At 57.7% G+C, this 1845-nt stretch carries 3 protein-coding genes; 1 reads left to right on the forward strand and 2 read right to left on the reverse strand.

The genetic code is table 11. The annotated features are described in order from the left end of the window. On the forward strand, nt 1–747 hold a 747-nt coding region (locus tag IQ273_RS32950), incomplete at its 5' end, for an ABC transporter ATP-binding protein (RefSeq protein ID WP_194027280.1). 70 nt (nt 748–817) lie between these two features. Here IQ273_RS32950 and IQ273_RS32955 read toward each other — a convergent pair. Next, nucleotides 818–1210 (reverse strand): phage holin family protein, encoded by a 393-nt coding sequence (locus IQ273_RS32955; RefSeq protein ID WP_194027281.1) that lies wholly within the window; start codon nt 1208–1210, stop codon nt 818–820. Continuing rightward, nucleotides 1203–1811 carry a hypothetical protein gene (locus IQ273_RS32960; protein WP_194027282.1) on the reverse strand — a complete coding sequence of 203 codons (609 nt, stop codon included), beginning with the start codon at nt 1809–1811 and terminating at the stop codon, nt 1203–1205. The genes IQ273_RS32955 and IQ273_RS32960 overlap by 8 nt, the downstream gene beginning before the upstream one ends. Nucleotides 1812–1845 lie beyond the last annotated feature (34 nt).

Below are 1845 nucleotides of genomic sequence, written 5' to 3' on the forward strand. Positions count from 1 at the left end.
GTTAAAGACCGACTCGGAAGGGCGATCGCCTCCGAACCCCTCCACGAGCTACGAGTCGAGGGGTTGACCTACCGCTATCCAGGCGGTGGCGGCATCAGCAATATTAGTTTTACGCTTACCCAGGGCAGTTTGACGGTAATCACCGGACGAGTGGGGGCGGGTAAAACAACCCTACTGCGGGTGCTGTTGGGCCTTCTGCCTAAGCAGTCGGGCGCACTGTATTGGAATGGTCAGCCGATTCTCGACCCGGCAAATTTTTTGGTGCCCCCTCAGGCGGCCTACACACCGCAGATTCCCCAACTTTTCAGCGCCTCACTGCGGGAAAATTTGCTGCTGGGGCTGGGGGATGCTGTTGGCCCAGAACAGCTGGATCGGGCGATCGCCACCGCCGTTTTCGATCGCGATCTTGCGGCCATGCCCGACGGTCTCGATACCCTAATCGGCACGCGCGGTTTTCGTTTGTCGGGGGGCCAAAAGCAAAGGGCCGCCGCCGCCCGCATGCTGTTGCGTCAGCCCGCCCTGATGGTCTTCGACGACCTCTCCAGCGCCCTTGATGTCGAAACCGAGCAGAGCCTGTGGGAGCAGTTGTTTGGAGGTAAGCAGAACCGCGACAAACTTGGCTTTGTCTACCCGCCGACTTGTCTAGTCGTTTCTCACCGTCAGGCTGTCTTGCAACGGGCTGATCAGGTGATTGACTTAGAATCTGGGCAGGTTCGACTGGCTAGTCAACCGGCTGATTTTACCTAGACGGTGCTAAAGCCTGCGGGGCACTAGACCTGCACAACAAATCAGTTTTTTCGGTTAGTAACGTTATACCCTACTCTTCTTTAGCCTTTAGCAGCGCGATCGATCGCGTCAGCCGCGCCTGGGTTTGGGTCATCACCGGGCCGCTGAGTCGGGCTCTGGCCGAACCCAAAAATCCCAGCCCCATTACCAAGTTGCCTCCGGCTACAGCGCCAATGGCCTGCAACCACGACAGCCCCAGCAAATGCACCCAAACCACTCCGGCTACCTCAGCCAGCACCCCTGCCGTGGCCAGCATACCAACCCCGATCGCCAGCATGACGAAGCCGCCCAGCAGCCGCTGCTTTTCGTAGTTGGCCTCCTGCATGGCAACATCCAGGTGGATGTCGACCAGCACGGAACCCAGGCGCAGCACCCGCCGAACGTAGTCTTCGATTTGATCCCAGGTGGAGGTTGAGCTATTCACGCTTGCCTCCCAAACGCAGACCCAAAATGAACCCCAGCCCTAGGGCAATTAGCAGGCTGGTGCCCAGATTGCTGCGGGCTTTTTTCTCTAGCTCGGGCAGCATTTCGGCCTTGAGTTCTGCGATTAGGCGCTCGGTGCGAGACTCCAGATCGTTCAGCAGTTGGTCAACCGTGGAGGGCACGGTTTCCTCTAGAGCGCTGCTAATTTTGGCCGATATCCCGTTCTCTGAGGATGAGCTGGCAGCGGATAGACGGTCCTCTAAGAATTCGCCGACTTGGTCAGGCACCGCGTCCTGAATCTTGTTAACCAGCGACGCTGCTTTGCTGTCGGCACCACGGGAGGCTGTGTTTGAGATGGCCTCTGGAATGGCGCGGACGGGCTCAATGAGGCTGGCTAGCTCATTGAGGTGGCGGCGCACGAGGGTTTTGGTATGGTCTATTTCATCGCTGATGTAGTCTACAGCCCGCTCCAGATCCCCCTCCGTAGCCAGCAGGTTTTCTTCAATTAGCTGGGGCCACTCGGACAAAATCAGCGGCACCATGGCGTTGAATTGATGCTTAAAGGCTTTTTTGGCATGGGTAATCTTGCTTTTTTTTGCCATAGCTTCAGGCGATTCCCGTAGGGTGGGCTAAGGG

Origin of the sequence: Nodosilinea sp. LEGE 07298, assembly GCF_015207265.1 — a bacterium.
GTDB lineage: Bacteria > Cyanobacteriota > Cyanobacteriia > Phormidesmidales > Phormidesmidaceae > Nodosilinea.

Excerpts from the sequence above, each read along its gene's own strand:
- IQ273_RS32960 (WP_194027282.1), bottom strand. The coding sequence starts at position 1,811 with ATGGCAAAAAAAAGCAAGATTACCCATGCCAAAAAAGCCTTTAAGCAT.